The organism is Microbacterium sp. NPDC056044 (genome assembly GCF_042267145.1).
Taxonomy (GTDB): Bacteria; Actinomycetota; Actinomycetes; order Actinomycetales; family Microbacteriaceae; genus Microbacterium.
In genome coordinates this window covers 136,594-154,806 of sequence record NZ_JBHJWZ010000005.1, presented here as the reverse complement: position 1 = coordinate 154,806, position 18,213 = coordinate 136,594, and the positions used below count along the sequence as shown (strand labels likewise).

Sequence of the window (18,213 nt, the reverse complement as noted above, 5' to 3'; positions counted from 1 at the left end):
TTGCTACGGTGATGCGTAGCAACCCCCGACAGCTGTGGGATGCCTCGCGCTCTCCCGGGGCAGCAACACGCTATCGATCCACGTGATTCTCAACGAAGAGACAGGAACAGCAGCATGACGAGCTCCCTCAGCGCGGCGAGCACCGACGAACTCGCGCCCGCCCGTTTTCCGCTTCTGAAAAAGCTGGCGTATGCAGCCGGCGATTTCGGCGGCAACTATACGTGGACGTTCGTCTCCTCGTTCGCGCTCTTCTACCTCACGACGGTCGTCGGTCTCGCCGCCGCCATGGTCGGCACCCTGATGCTGATAGCAAGGCTCCTGGACGGCGTCACCGACATCGTTATCGGCGGGCTCATCGACAAGACACGCTCGCGTCGTGGTAAAGCTCGGCCGTGGCTTTTCTGGAGCACGTTCCCGTTGGCGATCTCGCAGATCATGCTCTTCAACATCCCTGCCGGGCTGAACGAGTTCGGCCGCTATGCCTGGTTCTTCGTCGTGTACACCCTGCTCGGAGCGTTCTTCTACACGGCGTCGAACCTGGCCTACACGACACTCCTGTCGCTGGTGACCACCGACAACCGCACACGAGTGAGCCTCACGAGCTTCCGTGTGATCGGGGCGCTCGTCGCGGTGATGATCCTCACCTCGACCACACCCTCCCTCGTCGAAGCGTTCGGTGGCGGCCAGCTGGGATGGGGGCTGGTCGCGACGATCTACGCCGGGATCTTCGTCGTGTTCACCCTCATCACCTACTTCGCGGTCAAGGAACTGCCTGCCGAGGTACTGGCGGAAGGCATCGAGCCGCCCAAAGAGACGGCGGCCCTGTTCTGGAAGCGGTTCGCCCTGCTGCTGAAGAACCACTATTTCTGGCTGCTCGTCACTTTCTTCCTTGTCAACTACGTCGCGGCCGGCCTGGGGCAAGCAAGCTCGTTCTACTACGCCACATACGTCCTGAACGACCCATCCGCGATCGGACTCACCACGATCGTTAGCCTCCTGCCGATGGTCATCCTGCTGCCGTTCATGCCCGCGCTCGCGGCACGCATCTCCATCCGATGGTCATGCGTGATCGGCGGACTCCTCGGGGTGGTCGGCTCCGGCATCGCGCTGGCGAACAACGGCTCGGTTCCGATCCTTCTCATCGGCCTCGCTATCGGCGCTCTCGGGCAAGCGCCGATCTTCGCGGGTATCTACACACTCGTGGCATCCACCGCGGAGAACATTCACCTGAAGAGCGGCGTGCGCAACGAGGGAACAGTCTTCGCGTGCGTCACCATCGGCGTGAAAGTCGGATCGGGAGTCGGGGTGGCCATTGCCGGATGGATGCTCTCGGCCGGATCGTTCGATGCGACCGCCGCGGTGCAGGGGCCGGCCACCATCGCGGCGATCAGCGCGATCTTCCTCCTGGTGCCGTTCATTCTGAGCATCGCAAAAGTGCCGCTGCTGTGGGCAATCACGGTGGAGCGGGCCAACCGGCGGCTCGTCGCTGCGATCGATGGGGACCGCGAGCGGTGAATCCGCGCTGCTGACCCACGGGGGTGCGGTACAAGAGTGAGCGCAGGAGAACAACAGCCCTACGCTCACTCTTGTCGGCACCGAGGTCGTCAGCGCGGGGTGCGCCCGCTACGTCAACGGGCGCTCCCGCCGTCCGTCAGCGAACACGGGTGGCAGCTCGAACGCGGCGGCCAATAGTCCCAAGGTAAATCGCCCCCACATTCAACCCTGCCATCGACCCAAGGCCACATCGCATTTCTGCTCCGCCTCGGGGCCACGAATGGGCCGGAACGATGATCGCGTCAGCGTTGCCGCAGGCATCGCCTGGATCGGAAAACGCGTCACCGGCGACACCATGCTCGGCTGCGGGCACTGCGAATACTGCTAGCGCGGACAGCACCACGTGTGCCCAAAACGGTACGAAGTAGGGATCCGAGAAGGATGGTCCGGCGCGCTCGCTGAGATGACACTCATTCCCACCCCGCTATGCCTACGAAATCCCCGATCACGTGAGCCTGCCCGCTGCCGCGCTCGTGGAACCGGGCCGTAACTCCCTTCGCTCCGTCCGAGCCACGAGCATCAGCTCCGGCGCCCGCGTCCTGATCCTCGGATCAGGCACCATCGGGCTGCTCGCGTCCCGATTCGCGCTCGCTGCCGGCGCGGAAGTCCACGTGGGAGGCTCGCCCGGGCTCCCTCTGAACTGCTCGCACACTCGCGGTCGCGCACTCCTGGCAACTCGAACAACTCTCTCGCAGTCCGCGTCGGATCAGTTCGACGCGATCATTGAAGCGGCCAGCAACGCTGGCCATGCCCCTCCCTCGCCGTCCGCCTCGGCGCCCCACGCCTCACTCGCTGACGTTTAACAAGGCCCTCTTCGCCCGCCGCCCGCTCGAGACGGTAGGCAGAGACGATTTCGTCGCACGGAAAGCAATGCCCATTGTCGCCGCGGGTCAAAGGTTCGTTGTCACGGTCGCGCCGCGATCTCCTCTTGCGGTCAGACTGACGACGCCGTCGCCGGTTCGACGGACCACAGCGAATGCTCGCCCGTCGAACGTCATGTGTCGGTCGGACAAGAACGACTCTTCGGTCTTCGGATTGGCTGAGCCGAAGCCCTGCAGGCAGGCAGGGCCTTCGACAGAGACCTCGAGCAGCTGGTCTTCACCCATGACGCGGGTCCCGTCCTCGTCGGTGAGCGAAAGGGCAAGAAATGTCAACTGGTCCGAACCGTCCTCCACCTCGACGCGGATGTGTCGTTCGCAGCCGGCGCTGTGTAGGCCGTGGCGCCCGGTCTCGACGCCGGCCGTGTAGGCCACCGCTTCGAGGTGTCCGGGGTGGTAGGTGGTCTCAAAGTCTGCCCGGAACTCCATCTGCGTACCGACGGGCTGGCGCCCGATTTCGTCACCATTCAGCAGTAGCGCGATTTCGTCCGCCCGACCGTAGATCTCGACGTGGATCAGTTCGCCCTCGTGTCCGTGCCACGCCCAGCTTGCGACGGAGTCTGTCCACGCCCAAGGGGTTGCGAACGCGATCTGCTTTCCATGATGTTGGGGTCGCTGCACGGCGATGAACGGGTTTGAGCGGAGTCCGAATACGATCTCGCGGTAGTACGACGCGGGCCGACGGTGTCCGGTGATGTCGATGTCTCCGCAGTAGGCGAGAAGCCACGGGTAGTCGCGGGCCACGCTTTGGGCGGCGGTGCCGGAATCATCGACGTAGTCGATTCCGCCGATGCCGGCTTCGCCGATGTAGTCCCAGCCCGTCCAGGTGAAGTCGCCGACCACACGTGGATCGGCCTCGACGAGAGCCCAGATTTCCGCGATGCGCGTCGGGAAAGACTCTGTGCCCACGATTATTCGGTTCGGGAAGAGCTCACGATCCAGCTCGTACCTGCCCTCGGCGTAGTTCATGCCGGCGACGTCGAGGACCGCCTGGGATTCTTCGGTACGTCGCGTGACCGGTTCCGACGCGGATATGACGTTCATGAAGTCACCGAGTTGCGCCATCATCGTGTTTACACCGCCTGTCGACCCATCGTTGGCCGATACCTGGGATTTCATCGCGGCGAGGACCTCGTCCATGGTTGCCACGAAGCCGTTGATGCCGTTGGTGACGAGCCGGGTGGGGTCAAGGGTGCGGATGTGTTCGGCGATCCGCCGGCTTTGCACGCCGCCGAACGGGGAGCCGTTCTCGGGAATCTCGTTTCCGATCGAGTAGAAGATGACGCTGGGGTGGTTGATGTCTTTTGTGACCATCGACTCCACGTCACGCTGCCACCACTGGGGGAAGTCGTAGGAGTAGTCGTCGTCGGTCTTGCTGACTGTCCACATGTCGAAGGTCTCGTCCATGACGTACATGCCCAGGCGGTCGCAAGCGTCGAGCATGGCCCGGCTGAGCGGGTTGTGGGCGCTGCGGATCGCGTTGAATCCGGCTTCTTTCAGCAACCGCACGCGTCGTTCCTCGGCCGATGCGAAAGTCGCAGCTCCGAGGACACCGTTGTCGTGATGCACGCACGCACCACGCAGTTTCACGGTCGAGCCATTGACACGTAGACCGTGCACGGGGTCGACCTGCACGACGCGCAGGCCCCACGGGAGCTGCCGGTCATCCACCTGACCGCCACCGTCCCGGCGAAGCACCACGGAGGCGTCATAGAGGTGGGGGGTCTCCGCTGACCAGGCAAGGGGCTCATGAAGGTAGTGGCGCTGTCGTACGAGCATCTCTTCGCCGGGCGGGACGGTGACGGGCGCATCGTCCTGGCTGACCAGTTTGCCCTGCGCTTCAAGGTGCGTTGCCAGCCGGCAAAGCTCAGTTCGCAACCCGTCGTTGCGAACGAGGCTCGCGACCTCGACCACGGCTTGACCGTCGCCGAGGCTAAGAGTGCGAAGCCGAACGTCGGCGAGGCGGAGGGGGGTCTGCGTCACGAGGTGGACTGGCCGGTAGATTCCTGCCCCCGAGTACCAGCGGGCGTCCTTGCCGGTACGGCACTCCACGACGATCTCGTTGTCTGCGCCGAACTCGAGGTATGGGTCAATGCGCACGGAGAACTCTGCATATCCGTTGGGGCGTTGAGCAGCAAGGGTGCCATTCACGAACACGGCAGCGCTGCGATAGACACCTTCGAAAATCAGCGTCAGCCGGTCGCCTGCCCGCTCCGCGTCGACGAACAGTGTGCGGCGGTACTGATACGAGCCGGGGGGAAAGTGGCCATTTGTCGCGCCGTGTGCAAGGTCGGCGCGTCTCTGTTCGGACAGTAGGGCGTCGTGGGGAACGGTGACCGTGCGCCAGGCGTCGGTGCCCGCACCGCCGAGCTCGGAGAAAACGCTCGCCTTCGCTCGGTACTCCCAGCCGTCAACCAACGTCTCGGTTGCCATATCTGTATGCCTTCTATTCGGTTTACGTGCGTCGTGGTACGAGCGGATCAATCAGGCCATGGCCGTCGAGTGGACGACGACCATGGTGAGGACGAGGAGAGTGATCTAGTTGCCGGTCAGTGCGGAGAGGGCGCGATCGGTCAGGGGCCTGGCGGATGTCGGCACGTTCACTGCCGGGCAGGACGAAGGTGGCGATTACCTGACCGATTTCGTGGCCAGGCATGCGCCCACTACCTCGATTTGTAGCTCCCGCGAGCGTCAAGGTGCCAGAACGCCCCGTCGAGTGCGCAGCATCCTCGCGTTTACCTTGCTGAGGACGGAATCTCCCCGGACTTTGGTTCGAGAAGCGCTTGCTGGTTCATCTCCTCCAACGCGGCCTGGAATCGTTTGCGGTCGGCTCGGCGCTCGGCTTGCCGGACGGGATGAGGAACGGGGGCGGCGAGCAGAAGCTTGCGCGTGTAAGGGTGTTCGGGTTCGAGAGTGACCTGTTCGGCGGGGCCGTTTTCGACGATCTCCCCGCGATACATGACTGCGACATTGTGGGAGATGTAGCGCACAACGGCGAGGTCATGAGAGATGAACAGATAAGCCACTCCCGTCGTGCGCTGCAGGTCGATCAGAAGGTCGAGGACTATCGCCTGTGTCGAGAGGTCGAGCGCGCTGACTGGCTCGTCGCAGATGATGAGTTTGGGTTGCAGGGCGAGGGCACGGGCGATTGCGACGCGCTGGCGTTGGCCCCCGCTGAATTCTCGAGGCAGGCGCTGTGCGGCGTCGGCGGGCAGGCCAACGCGTTCCAGGAGTTCCCGAACTCGCACGGCCGCTTCCTCGCGCGGGACGCCGGCCGTGCGGAGCGGCTCGCTGAGGATCGCCTCGATCGTCATCGACGGGTTCAGCGACGAGTAGGGGTCCTGAAAGACGACTTGGATGTCTCGGGACAGTCTGCGTCTCATTGTGCCTTTGGCGTGGGTGATGTCGTTGCCCTCGAACCGAATGGTGCCGGCGGTGGGAGCCGCCAACCCGAGGATGGCTCGGCCCAGGGTCGTTTTGCCCGACCCGCTCTCCCCCACGAGTCCCAGGGTCTGACCGGCCTCCAGTTGGAGCGACACGTCCTTGAGCACGGGTGAGGCGGGACGGCGGAAACCGACGCCCGGGTATGTCAGGTCGAGGTCCTTGACGGTGAGGAGTGGCTCACTCATGGGTCGTGACCCTTTCTCGTTCTCGTTCGGTTCGGGGCGCGGTGTCCTCGAGCGTGGCTGCGAGCAGCATCTGGGTGTACGGGTGTTGTGGGTGATCGAAGATCGCGGCCACGTCGGCGACCTCGACGATCTGCCCCTTTTGCATGACGGCGACACGGTCGCAGAGGTCCGCTACGACACCGAAGTTGTGAGTGACGAGGAGCATCGACATCTTCCGCTCTGCCTGCAATTCCCGGAGCAGATCGAGGATCTCTGCCTGCACAGTGACATCCAGCGCCGTTGTCGGCTCGTCGGCGATGATGAGCTCCGGGTCGCTTGACACCGCGCTGGCGATGAGGACACGCTGGGCCATGCCGCCGGAGACCTCGTGCGGGTACTTCTTCATGGTCCGCTCGGGGTCGACGATCCCGACGCGGGTAAGGAGGGCGATTGCGCGCGCGTGAGCATCCTTCTTGGAGAGCCCGAGCATGCGTCTCATCGGGCGCGTCAGCTGGTAGCCGATCGTGAACGTGGGATCCAAATTGGACATGGGCTCTTGTGGCACATACGCGATGTGCCGACCGAGGAGCCGCGTCTGGCGCTGTTCACCATTCCGCATGATGTCTTTGCCGTCGAATCGGATGCGTCCCGAAGTGATGACGGCTTCCTGGGGAAGTAGCCCCAGGATCGAGTAGGCCGTCTGGGTCTTGCCGGAGCCGCTCTCGCCGACAAGACCAACGATCTCCCCCCTCCGCACCTGCAGGCCGATGTCCTGCACGACGGACTTCAGGGAATCTGTCGAGGTCGGGTAGGCGATGGTGAGCCCGTCAACGGAGAGCAGCACGTCGTCGGTAACGTTCGTGACGGGAGCGGGCGTGTTGGCGACAGTCTGCTGTGCGGTACGGCGCGTCTTGGCCGATGCGAGCGGGGCGGGTTCTTCGAGCGCGTCGCGGAGGGCGTTGGCGATGAGCCCGAGGCTTCCGGTGGTGAGGCCGATGGCGAGACCGGCCCAGAGGATACCCATCGGTGCCTGGTAGATGTTGAGGAACGCGTTTTGCAGCATTCCTCCCCAGGTCGGTTCGGTGGGACTGCCCAGGCCGAGGAATTCCAGGCCGGCCTGGATCATGATTCCTGCGCCCAGGATGCCCGCCATAACGAGGATGATGGGTGCACGGATGGCGCCGAGGACGTGTCGGGTGAGAATTCGTCCCTCGCTCAACCCGGATACGCGGGCGGCGTCGACATAGAGTTCGCGTCGGACGGAGAACACTAGCGCTCGGACGAGGCGGAAGATGAACGGCGAGAGTAGTACCCCGAACAGAGCCATTGTCACGATGGTGTTGGGGCCGATGACGGCGTACAGGGCGACCAGGATGATCATGGCCGGGACTGCCATGAGGATCGTGTTGAACCAGGTCAGTGTGCCGTCGACATAGCGGCCGGTAAATCCGGCGAGCAGACCGGATGTCACCCCGATCAGCAGTGCCACGACAGCGACGGTCAGGGACCCGATCAGCGTGAGTCGGCTCGCGGCGATCAGCCGACTCAGGACATCGCGGCCGCTTCCGTCACCGCCGAGGAGATACACACTGTTCGGACCCGCGTTGATCTGGTCCACCATCGGCACTGTCGGGTCATGGGGCATGATCCACGGCGCCAGGATGGCCATGACAACGATGAGGCCCAGAACGATCGCGGCGATCATGCCAAGGGGGTTCTTGAGGAACCGGCGGCCAGCCGAGGACCGCGCAGTGAGGTCCGCGAGAGGAGGGACTTCGACGGTCATACGATTCTCGCTTTCGGGTTGAGCCAGCCACTGAGGATGTCGACGATGAGGTTGACGACGACGATCACCAGGACGGAGACGATGACGACGCCAAGAACCACGGGGACGTCGCCGCGTTGAGTGCTGTCGGTAGCGAGCAGACCGAGCCCGGGGATGGCGAAGACGCGTTCGATCACCACGGCGCCTCCCATGAGCCCGATGAACTGCATCGAGATCACGGTCAGGAAAGGCGGTGCCGCGTTGCGGAGGACGTGCTTGTAGAGGACTTCCTGACGGCTGAGCCCGTGGGCACGGAGTGTGCGGACGAAGTCCAGCCGGAGGACGTCGATGACGCTGGAGCGAACTATGGCGGCAACTCCGAGGCTGCCGAGGACGAGCGCTGTGACGGGGAGAACGAGTCCGAGAATCCATCGGGCGGGATCAACGGACGGTGGCGTGTAACCCGTCGCCGGGAAGATCTTGAGGTTGATCGCAAAGATCGCCACCAGCACGAGGCCGACCCAGAACGTCGGCAGTGCGCCAGAGACGACGTTGAATACCTGCACGACTCGGTCGATCCACCCGCGCCGTACCGCGGACAGGACGCCAAGGAAGGCGCCGACGATGGCCGTGAACAGTACTGCGCCGATGACGATCGAGAGTGTGACCGGGATCCGGTTGGCAAGGGCCTGCGAGACGGGCTCGCTGTTGTAGAACGACTTCCCCATATCGCCGTGAAGGACGCCCCCGAACCACGCAAGGTACTGCTCGATGGGCGGACGATCCAGGCCCAGTTCGGTGGCACGCTGTGCCACCTGGGCCTCGGTGGCGGTGTTGCCGACGATGTTGCGAGCGATGTCTGTCCCGCCGCCGTAAATGAAGAGAGCCGTCAAGGCCGTCACGATGACGACAAGCGCAAGGCCGGCGGTCAGCCGTCGAATCAGAAAGAAGGTCACGGTGAATCCATATCGAGGGGGTTCGGGCCGGCGAACAGTTCGCCGGCCCGAACCGATCACTTAGTAGGTGCGAAGGTCCACAGGTAGGGCACGTTGTTTCCCGCTCCCGTGCCCGTGTCCGATGCGATGTCCTTCTGCGTGGCGTAGAGGGAGTCGCCCTGGTAAAAGACGGTGTACCAGGCATTCTCGGTGACCCATCGGTTGACCGCGGCGTACGCTGCGGGCTGCTCTTCCTCGGTTGCGTTGCGCGCGGTCTCGATCAGCGCGGTCAGTTCCGGGTCCGTCGCGTGGAGCATGTTCCACACGCCGTCCTCCTCCAGGTCGCCCTTGATGAAGTCCCACGAGGTGCCGCCATGGCCGGTGGTGTTCATCGGGTACTTTCCGCCGAACAGGGCGGTGTACACCTCGCTCGGTGCGACGGCCTCGTACGTGACGCGGATGCCGATCGCCGCGAGATCCTGCTGAACCAGCGCCGCGGCAGGTCCGCCGCCGCCGAGATCGGGCATGGTGACGTCGAACCCGTCGGCGTAGCCGGCTTCGGCCATGAGTTCCTTCGCCTTGTCGACATCGTACGAATAGGTGTCGTCGAGTGAGTCGTCGTGGCCGACCATGCCGGGTCCGAACAGCTGCTGGCTGACCTCGCCGTACCCGAGCCCGATCGCCTGAAGGAGCTCTTCACGGTCGAACGCATAGCTGATGGCTTGGCGGACGCGCACGTCGGCCAGTGCCGGCTGCAGGGTTCCGTTGCGGTCGAAGTTGCCCATGCCCAGGAAGCCGCTGGGGGTCGCGATGACCGTCAGCCCGGCTCCCTTGACCTGCTCGGCACTGTCCGGCGTGACGGCTGCACCGTCGATCTCACCGGAGAGAAGGCCGTTGACGCGTGCGGTGACATCGCCCATCACCTTGAGGGTGATGGTGTCGTACTTCCAGGAGTCCGCATCCCAAGACTCGCCATCCTTCTTCTTGGTGTAGACGTACTCGGCACCCGCGGTGGTCTTCGACGCGTCGAGCGTGTAGGGGCCGGATCCGACGGGATTGACATCGAGGTCGTCGTTGTCCAGCGCGTCAGGGCTTGCCATTGCGCCCACCGCTCCGGAGAGAGTCTTGATCAACCCCGGGTCGGGTTCGCTCAGATGGAAGACGACGGTATCCTCGTCCACTGCCTCGACGTTGTCGATGAACACCGTGTCGTTGACGCCGAGGCCGGACCCAGCCTTGAAGTGAGCGATGTTCGCCACTACGGCTTCCGCGTCGAATGTCGCCCCGTCGGTGAAGGTGACGCCGGTGCGGAGGTCGAGCGTCAGCGCCGTCAGCGCGTCGTCGTAGCTCCAGTCCAGCGCCAGTCCGGGCGCATAGGTCCCGTCCGGCAATGGCTTGATGAGCGTGTCGTACACGGGGGTCCACCAGTAGACGCCCTCCCCGCCACTCGTCGACTCCGCCGGATCGAGCGACGTCGGCGGGTACTCCACCGCGAGCGTCAGGGTCGTCGGTGCAGGAGCGGAGGAACTCTCCGTACCTCCCGCGGAACAACCCGTGAGGGCCAGGCCGATGACGGCGGCGACCGCAACTGAGGCGCTGAATCGTTTCACCAGTGAATCCTTATCGTCGTTGACTGAGGGTGACTCGGGATGCCGTAGGGATCAAGGAATGGGCCCGGCGGCAGCTTCGCGCCTATGCTACATCTGTTGAACAGACTATGCAACAATCGTCGTATAGCCTTCCGAGTTCGTGCGACGAGAGGCCGAAAGCGATGACCGCGACCGCACCAGCAGCGAATCCCTCTGACTCGACCGCGACCGCGCCCGCGAAGACGAACAAGTACACCGGAGTCGTTGTGCTGCTGGTCGTGGCTGCTTTCGTGGTGATTCTGAACGAGACGATCATGGGCGTGGCGATCCCTCATCTCATGGTGGATCTTCAGATCACCGCCACCTCCGCGCAATGGCTCACCACGGCATATCTGCTCACCATGGCCGTAGTGATTCCGACCACGGGCTTCCTCCTGCAACGGATCCACTTGCGAACACTGTTTCTAGCCGCAATGGGTCTGTTCTCAGCGGGGACGCTGATCGCGGCGGTCTCCCCCGGCTTCGGACTCCTCCTGGTAGGTCGCGTCGTCCAGGCGTCGGGAACGGCCGTGATGATGCCGCTCTTGATGACCACGATCTTGACGATCGTCCCTGTGCTTCACCGAGGCCGAATGATGGGAGTGGTCTCGATCGTCATCTCCGTCGCGCCCGCCGTCTGACCGAGCATGTCAGGGCTGATCCTGTCAAGTTTGGACTGGCGGTGGCTGTTCTGGACGGTCCTGCCGATCGCTCTTCTCACGATGCTGATCGGGGTTGTCTTTGTCCAAAACGTCACGCAAACCCGACCTGTGCGAGTGGACCTGACATCGGTGCTGCTGTCGGCCGCCGCATTCGGCGGCATTGTTTACGGGCTCAGCAGCATCGGAGAGTCGGCAGCCGGACACATCACGATCCCGCTATGGATCCCGCTGCCAATCGGAACCATGGCCTTGACAGCCTTCGTCATCCGCCAGCTCCTCCTGCAGCGAACAGCCCGTTCGCTTCTGGATCTGCGGACCTTCACCTACCGCAGCTTCACCGTGTCCTTGATCCTCATCGTCCTCGTCATGATTGCACTCTTTGGCGCGCTGATTCTGCTGCCCATTTACCTCCAGAACGTGCTGCGGCTCGACACTCTCACAACGGGGCTGGTCCTTCTCCCAGGTGGATTGCTAATGGGGGTTCTGGCCCCTGCTGTCGGATCCCTCTTCGACCTGTTTTGGGCGCGCGTCCTCGTCGTCCCCGCGACAATCGGGCTCACCGCAGTTCTGGGATGGATGACCACACTGAACGCGAACAGCCCGGTAGGAATCGTGGTGGCCATGCACATCAGCTTGAGTGCGTGCCTCGCTTTCATGTTCACACCCCTCTTCACCACCGCGCTCGGAACCCTGACACCCTCCCTCTATCCCCACGGCAGCGCCATCATGGGGACACTCCAACAAGTCGCCGGCGCGTTCGGGACAGCCTTGTTCGTCACGGCCATGAGCGTCGTCGCCGCCGCCCTCCGCACCGACGGCGCACCTCAACTCCTAGCTGACACAGGCGGCTTCCACGCCGCCATGATGATCGGCGCGGGTGTTGCATCCGTCAATATCTTCACTGCTCTGCTCCTCCCGCGCCACGGCAAACGTGACCTACCGAAAGACCCGGTGATCGCGCACTGGACTGTTCCAGCAGGGATCTGGCGTGCTAACGGTGACCTCAGCACCAGCTACCACAGATACCCCAATCGGCGGGAATCATCGGGCCAGAACGTTGGCATGGACATGCCCGGTGAGCCCTGGGAACACGACGTTCTGCTGCCTGCTGATGAACTGCAAGTCCCGAACTGCAGATCGTCTGCAAACGGCAACGCCGGTTCGACGGGATCGACGCGATCGTCCTATCGCTCATCGCGCGTGGGTTGACGACCGGTGAGGTGGCGGCGCACTTCGCCGACGTCGATGGCGCGGGCGTGAGCCAGGACACGATCTCGAAGATCATCGACAAGGTGATTGAGGAGATGACCGAATGGCAGAACCGGCCGCTGGACCGTGTCTACCCGGCGGTGGTCATCGACGCGATCGTGTTGCAGGTCCGCGACGGGCAAGTGCGGAGCAAGCCGTTCTACGTCGCTGTCGGCGTCACTGCGAAGGTTTGGAACACGATCGCGAACCGCACCTTCGGAACGACACCTCAGTGGTGATGGGCACTGAACGCAACTCTTACGCCTCCGTGCGCCTCGATCACATCCCCGCCCGAGCGTTTCGAGCTTGTAAAACCTCACCAACCGCAACTCGCGGTCGCGGGCTGAGGAAACACCAGTTCAGGGGCGCAATAGATAGCCCCTGCATCGGCTCCACATCTTCATGGCCGGAGGGTTGCAATCGTCGCATTACCTGTTATACAGGTAGCCAGACGAACAGGCCAGGCCGGCCGTCCACCCGAAGGAGAGTCCCATGGAGCACAAGCGTTCATTTCAGCGTCGACAGCGCCTGACGGTAGGCGCTGCGGTGGCCATCACCGCGACCCTTACACTCGCGGGCTGTGCCGGCGGCAACACGACGAGCGGCGGAACTGGCGAGGCGGCCGACCAGACGCTGGCGTTCGGCGTCAGCGGGGAGTTCCCGGTCCTCCGCACCGGGGTCAACCAAGGCAACCTGGGATGGACGCAGAACGCCCTGATCCATCGGGGTCTGGTCACGTACGACGCGGAGGGCTCGGTGACCCCTGCACTGGCCGAGAGCTACGAACAGATCGACCCGGCGACATACTCGTTCACGCTCCACGAGGGTCTCACGTTCCACGACGGCACACCCATCACGAGTCAGACGGTCGCAGACACGCTCAACTACTATGCGACCCCGGAGTCGGCCTCGAGCGGCTACAGCGCCTTCCGGCACATCGCGTCCATCGAAACCCCCGACGAGCTCACGGCGATCATCCATCTCGACGCGAACAACTCCGCATTCCTGCAGTACCTCGCCGACCCGAGCAGCGCGATCGTGCCCGCGACCGCGCTCAACGCGGACACCCCGAACACGATCGGCGCGGGTCCGTTCAAGATCGCCGCCCAGGAGGAAGGCGTCGGCACCACGCTGGAGGCCTTCAACGACTACTACGACGCCGAGGACGTTCAGCTCGATGGCATCGACGTGCGCTACTACGCCGACGGCACGGCACGCACCAACGCGCTCCTGTCAGGAGACGTCGACCTCATCGACTACGTGCCGTGGGAGCAGTTCGCGACGATCGAGGCTGACTCGAACTTCGTCCTCACTTCGCAGGCCGGCCCGCTGATCTACGTGCAGTTCAACACCACGGACGGCCCCTTCGCCGACCCGCTCGTTCGGAAAGCAGTCGCGACCGCGATCAACCGCGACAACATCAACGCCACGGTCCTCGAAGGAAACGGGACGCCGGTCTACGGGCTCGCGATCCCGGGTGGAGAGTTCGACGACGCCGCCACCGACATGTATACCTACGACCCGGATGAGGCGAAAGAGGTGCTCGCCGAGGCGGGGTACCCCGACGGGTTCTCGACCGAGCTGTCCGCGACATCTCAGTACGCGTTCCTTCAGGATGCTGCGATCTCCGTCCAGGCAGATCTCAAGGAGATCGGAATCGAGGTGACGCTGAACACTCCCGACTGGCCGACCTACACGCAGAACGCGGCGGCCGGCAACTACGAAATCGGAGTGAGCGGGGGTGGCGGCAGCCTCAACGATCCGGCATACCTCGTTCCATGGCTCGGGGGCCCGGCTTCCTTCGTCAACAGCTTCGGCTACGACAATGCGGAGCTCAACGCTGCTCTGCAGGCAGGTATCTCCGCTGCCGACGAAGACGAGCGCGCAACAGCCTACGGCGAGGCATTCAGCATCGTCGAAGACGAAACCCCCATCGTCCAACTGATCCAGCGGGCGCAGGGATTCGCCCACTCGTCCAAGCTCGAGGGATTCACTAACCTTCCCGGCTTCCTGACGTTCTACTCGGCCTACACGCTGGCCGGCGCGCACCTCACCGATTGAGGAAACTACGGGGAGATCTCATGTTCACGTTCATCCTGAAACGCCTGGCCGTCGGCCTCGGACTCTTGTACATCGTCGTAACACTCGTATTCCTCGCAGTGCAGACGGTACCCGGAGACCCCGCGCTGATCGTGCTCAGCGGGACCGGGAACTCCGGTGAGATCTCCCCCGAGGCCCTCGCGGCGACGCGAGAGCAGCTCGGCCTTGACCGCCCGGTCATCGTCCAATACGTCGACTACGTCGCAGGATTGTTCCGCGGCGATCTGGGGACGTCCTTCGACAACCGGCAGCCGGTCAGCGACCTCCTCGCCGCGCGACTGCCCAACACACTGGAACTCGTCGGCATCGTCTCGGTGATCGCCATCGCGGCTGGCATCGCAATTGGCTCCCGGACCGCGCGACGTGGAACGGCCGCCAATACAGGCCTCTCATTCTTCACGTCGCTGGGGATCTCGGCGCCGGTCTACGTCCTCGGAACGGTTCTGGTGTTCGTGTTCTCTGTCACTCTGAAGTGGCTCCCCGCCGGCGGTTTCACCTCATGGGCGGAGGATCCCGTACGTCACCTGCAGTTGCTGATCCTCCCCGTCACGGCGATCGCGATCGGCCTCACCTCAGTGATCGCTCGGGTGACCAGATCCTCGGTCGCCGAGACCACCGAGCAGGACTGGGTGCGGACGTCACGAGCGCTGGGCCTGTCCGAGCCGGTGGTCTTCCGCACCGCCGTGCTACGCAACTCGCTCACCCCCGTCGCGACCATCGCGGCGCTGGAGATCGGCATCCTGATCGGTTCGACCGTTCTCGTCGAGCGGGTCTTCAGCTGGCCGGGCTTGAGTACGTTGCTCGTCGAAGGTGTGAGCACACGCGACTATCCGGTCATCCAAGGCGTGATCATCGTCACCGCCGCCCTTTTCATCCTCATCAACATCGTCGTGGATGTTCTCTACGGCGTCCTCGACCCAAGAGCGAGGCAGTCATGACCAGCACACAGACCCCTCAGGCGCCCCCTTCGACGTCGACGCAGACGATCCGCATCCGTGCCCGGCTCCGATCCGTTTCGCCGGTCACCTATGCGGCAGTCGCACTCGTGACGATCTTCGCGCTGGTCGCGATCTTCGCCCCTCTGCTCGCACCCTACGATCCTCTCGCTCAGGATCCGGCGCACCGTTTCACGCCGCCGTTCACCGAGTCCCATCTGTTCGGCACCGACCAGTACGGTCGCGACATCCTGTCACGACTGATCTTCGGCGCGCGGGTCGAACTCGTCACCGCACTCGCCGCCACAGGAATCGCAGCAGTGGTCGGCACGGCGATCGGCCTCATCGCCGGCTACGCGCAGGGCGCGACGCGGTCCGTGATGATGAGGTCAATGGATGTGCTGCTCACGTTCCCTCCCCTGATCCTGGCCCTGTTCGCCGTGACCCTCTATGGACAAAGCATGGGCACGCTCATCCTCGCTCTCGCGCTACTGTTCGTGCCGGGGTTCGCCCGTGTCGCGTATGGGCAGACGCTCTCGGTGCGATCCCTCGAGTACGTCGAGGCCGCCCGCCTCTACGGCGCCAAGACCCCGGTGATCCTCGCCGGCGTCATCCTCCCCAATGTGGCGGCGCCGCTCCTGGTCCGCTTCAGCCTGACCATCGCCGCCGCCATTCTGCTCGAGTCCGGCCTCAGTTACCTGGGGCTCGGAATCGTACCTCCCGAGCCGTCTTGGGGCTCGATGGTCGCGGAAGGGCAGCGGTACATGTCCACCGCACCGTTCGTCCTCCTCGTCCCGGCGATCACCGTCGTCGTCAGCATCCTGGCGTTCAGCCTCCTGGGCGACGGCATCCGCGAATGGCTCGACCCCCGGTCCCGAAGGAACGCGAAATGACCAGCACCGACCCCATCCTCCGTGCCCGTGGCCTCCGGGTGAGCTTCTCCGGCGACGACGGCTGGGTCGAAGCCGTCCACGGCATCGACTTCGAGGTCGCACCGGGCGAAATCGTTGCCCTGGTCGGCGAATCCGGCTCAGGAAAGTCAGCGACCGCCATGTCTATCCTCGGCCTGCTGGCCAAGAACGGACGACGCACCGGCGACGTCTCGATCGTCGGCGAAGACGTGTCCGAACCCAAAGCAGGGCAGCTGCAACGCATCCGGGGCAGCAAGGTCGGGATGATCTTCCAGGAGCCGATGACCGCGCTCAACCCGGTCTACACCATCGGACGCCAACTCGAGATGGCCCTCGGCGCGCACCGAAGGCTCGACAAGACGGCGGCACGCGCGCGGGCTCTCGAGCTGCTGAACCTCGTGCACATCCCTGAACCGGAGATGAAGCTCGACCACTTTCCGCACCAGTTGTCGGGCGGTCAGCGTCAGCGCGCCATGATCGCTATGGCGATCTGCAACAACCCTGAGCTGCTCATCGCCGATGAGCCGACGACCGCGCTCGACGTCACCGTCCAGGCCGGCATCCTCGATCTGTTGCGCGAGTTGCGAGACACCCGCGGCATGTCGATCCTCATCATCACGCACGACATGGGCGTTGTGGCCGACATCGCGGATCGCGTCGTCGTCATGCGGCACGGCGAGATCATCGAGGCGGCACCCGCCGCAGACCTGTTCGCGGACCCCCGGATGGCCTACACGCAGGACCTTCTCGCCGCAGTTCCACGTCTCGGCTCTCTGGTACTCACCGACCGCCCGCTCACTGCGGCCATCGACTCGCTGGCGCAGCCTGTCGTTCAGATGAAAGACGTCCAGGTGGAGTTCTCTCGCGGATTCCGCCGGGCACCGCTGCAGGCCGTCGACGGCGTGGACCTCGCGATCGGTCCCAAGGAGATCGTGGCGCTCGTCGGCGAATCAGGCTCCGGGAAGTCCACTCTCGGCCGTGTCGCCGTCGGGCTGCAGCCGGCGAAATCCGGCAGCTACCTGTTCCGTGGCACGGAGCTGATCGGCGCACGCCGATCCACGCTGCGTAGGTCGCTCAACGACATCGCAATGGTCTTCCAGGACCCCGGCTCCTCGCTCAATCCACGGGCGACCATCGGTGACAGCATCGTGGCGCCGCTACGCTACAGCTCGCAACGCCATAGCCGCGCAGATATGCGTGACCGCGCTGCTGAACTGCTGCATCAGGTGAGGCTGCCGTCGGAGTGGGTGGACCGGTACCCGCACCAGTTATCCGGCGGACAGCGCCAGCGCGTCGGGATCGCCCGCGCGATCGCGAACCGACCCGCATTCATCGTCGCCGACGAACCGACCAGTGCTCTGGACGTGTCTGTGCAGCGAACCGTGCTGGACCTGCTGCTGGAACTCCAGGAGTCACTCGGCTTCGCCTGCCTGTTCATCACGCACGACCTCTCGGTGGTCGAGATGCTCGCAGACCGGACCATCGTGCTCAACAAGGGCAAGGTCATCGAGTCGGGAACCACGGCGAACCTGTTGCATGCGCCGCGTGATCCTTACACACGTACCCTCCTCGCGTCGGCACCGGTGCCCGATCCGGCCGAGCAGCGGCGCCGCCGCGAACTTCGCCGCGAAGCCGTGGCCGCGCTGTGACGGCGCAGGTACGCAGCTTCCTCTACCTGCAGCCGCGCGACGGATACAGGGACGCGGTGGTCGCGTTCTACCGCGAGCACCGCATCATCGAGCTCGCCGTCGAGCGAGGGCTGTGCTGTCACGGCGAGCTGGTCATCCCGGATGACCCGGACGCTCGCCTCCTGGTGACGTGCACCTGGCCGAGCCGCGAGGCATACGCGGAATGGGTCGAGAACCGGCCTCGAGGAGCCGAGGGTCTCGCCGAGATGCTCGTCCTCCCCGAGGGCGGGCTGCCCCCCGGCCTGCTCGCGGAAATCGCGATCTCCACCACATCCATCGATCACTGAGCCAAGAGGAGTCA

General features: G+C 64.2%; 11 protein-coding genes and 2 pseudogenes. 8 read left to right on the top strand and 5 right to left on the bottom strand.

The features are described from left to right. Window positions 1-114 precede the first annotated feature (114 nt). Complete coding sequence (locus ACFC1I_RS15560; RefSeq protein WP_376011227.1) at window positions 115-1,515, top strand: MFS transporter; 1,401 nt, start codon at window positions 115-117, stop codon at window positions 1,513-1,515. Window positions 1,516-2,444: 929 nt separating this feature from the next. Here ACFC1I_RS15560 and ACFC1I_RS15555 read toward each other — a convergent pair. The 5 genes from ACFC1I_RS15555 to ACFC1I_RS15535 form a co-directional block, all read right to left on the bottom strand. After that, a complete protein-coding gene (locus ACFC1I_RS15555) occupies window positions 2,445-4,865 on the bottom strand; it encodes a glycoside hydrolase family 2 TIM barrel-domain containing protein (protein WP_376011224.1) in 2,421 nt (806 codons plus the stop codon). 302 nt (window positions 4,866-5,167) lie between these two features. After that, window positions 5,168-6,061, bottom strand: coding sequence for an ATP-binding cassette domain-containing protein (locus ACFC1I_RS15550; protein WP_376011221.1), 894 nt, complete (start codon window positions 6,059-6,061; stop codon window positions 5,168-5,170). Further along, window positions 6,054-7,826 (bottom strand): dipeptide/oligopeptide/nickel ABC transporter permease/ATP-binding protein, encoded by a 1,773-nt coding sequence (locus ACFC1I_RS15545; protein WP_376011218.1) that lies wholly within the window; start codon window positions 7,824-7,826, stop codon window positions 6,054-6,056. The genes ACFC1I_RS15550 and ACFC1I_RS15545 overlap by 8 nt, the downstream gene beginning before the upstream one ends. Then, window positions 7,823-8,761: an ABC transporter permease gene (locus ACFC1I_RS15540; protein WP_376011215.1), complete on the bottom strand. Its 939-nt coding sequence runs from the start codon at window positions 8,759-8,761 to the stop codon at window positions 7,823-7,825. The genes ACFC1I_RS15545 and ACFC1I_RS15540 overlap by 4 nt, the downstream gene beginning before the upstream one ends. A gap of 56 nt (window positions 8,762-8,817) precedes the next feature. Beyond that, entirely contained in the window at window positions 8,818-10,155 is a 1,338-nt protein-coding gene (locus ACFC1I_RS15535; RefSeq protein ID WP_376011212.1) for an ABC transporter substrate-binding protein, read from the bottom strand. Between the two features lie 302 nt (window positions 10,156-10,457). On the opposite strand from ACFC1I_RS15535, the pseudogene ACFC1I_RS15530 reads away from it, so the two are divergent. From ACFC1I_RS15530 to ACFC1I_RS15500, 7 genes and pseudogenes are all read left to right on the top strand, one after another. Next, a pseudogene (locus ACFC1I_RS15530) lies at window positions 10,458-12,239 on the top strand (DHA2 family efflux MFS transporter permease subunit). Beyond that, a pseudogene (locus ACFC1I_RS15525) lies at window positions 12,167-12,457 on the top strand (transposase); the annotation flags it as partial. The pseudogenes ACFC1I_RS15530 and ACFC1I_RS15525, both read left to right, overlap by 73 nt. Before the next feature lie 313 nt (window positions 12,458-12,770). After that, entirely contained in the window at window positions 12,771-14,339 is a 1,569-nt protein-coding gene (locus ACFC1I_RS15520; protein ID WP_376011209.1) for an ABC transporter substrate-binding protein, read from the top strand. 20 nt (window positions 14,340-14,359) lie between these two features. Next, the gene (locus ACFC1I_RS15515) at window positions 14,360-15,316 is read left to right on the top strand and encodes an ABC transporter permease (protein WP_376011207.1); all 957 of its coding nucleotides are present in this window, start codon (window positions 14,360-14,362) and stop codon (window positions 15,314-15,316) included. Continuing rightward, entirely contained in the window at window positions 15,313-16,206 is an 894-nt protein-coding gene (locus ACFC1I_RS15510) for an ABC transporter permease (protein WP_376011205.1), read from the top strand. Before ACFC1I_RS15515 ends, ACFC1I_RS15510 begins: the two co-directional genes overlap by 4 nt. Continuing rightward, window positions 16,203-17,873, top strand: a complete 1,671-nt coding sequence (locus ACFC1I_RS15505) for an ABC transporter ATP-binding protein (protein ID WP_376011202.1) — start codon at window positions 16,203-16,205, stop codon at window positions 17,871-17,873. The genes ACFC1I_RS15510 and ACFC1I_RS15505 overlap by 4 nt, the downstream gene beginning before the upstream one ends. Beyond that, window positions 17,870-18,199, top strand: coding sequence for a hypothetical protein (locus ACFC1I_RS15500; protein ID WP_376011200.1), 330 nt, complete (start codon window positions 17,870-17,872; stop codon window positions 18,197-18,199). The genes ACFC1I_RS15505 and ACFC1I_RS15500 overlap by 4 nt, the downstream gene beginning before the upstream one ends. Window positions 18,200-18,213 lie beyond the last annotated feature (14 nt).